General features: G+C 41.6%; 1 protein-coding gene. It reads left to right on the top strand.

The annotated features are described in order from the left end of the window. Positions 1–656: hypothetical protein (locus tag ABW51_RS10230; RefSeq protein ID WP_197271874.1), on the top strand; the 656-nt coding region annotated here is incomplete at both ends.

The raw sequence follows: 656 nt of genomic DNA, 5'->3' as shown, positions 1-656 counted from the left end.
TATGGCATGGGCTATGGTAAAGATTCCGATAGCCAATCTAGCACAACAAAAAGTGGTATTAATACACAAAATATCATTATTAAAGATGAAGCAGAGCAGCTAAAACGTACAGGTAAAACGGTACAAGAAGAAATTGCGGCGATAAAAACAGATATCACTACAGAGAGTGCACAAAGCCAAAGTGGTAAATTAGAGAATCGTTTTAATAAAGATGATGTTCAAAAAGAACTTGATTTCCAACGTGAGGTGACAGAGAAATTTGGACAGAATGTCGTGGAAGCAGGGAGTTTGCTTGCTAATAAATTTGGCGAAGAAGCGAAAGCGAAACGTCATGAAGCCGCAATTGCGTTAGAAGAAGCAGAAAAAGCCAAGTCAGAAAACAACAACGAAACGAACCAAGCTTTAGTCAAACAAGCACGAGATAATTTTGAGACAGCGAGTCGCAAAGCCAAAGAATGGGAAACGGGTGGAAGTCAACGTCTTATCATGGATTCAGTATTAAATGTTATCAGCACCGCTTTAGCCGGCAGACCGGCAGCGGAGGTGGTGGTTTCAGGATTATCGCCTGCGGTGAATAATCAAATTAAGAAAGCGACCACAGATGCAAAAGGCAATGTGAATACGGCTCTCAATTTGACCGCTCATGCACTTTGGGG

The sequence above is a fragment of the Haemophilus sp. C1 genome (assembly GCF_001276515.1).
Classification (GTDB): domain Bacteria; phylum Pseudomonadota; class Gammaproteobacteria; order Enterobacterales; family Pasteurellaceae; genus Haemophilus.
This window is presented reverse-complemented; position numbering and strand designations above follow the sequence as displayed.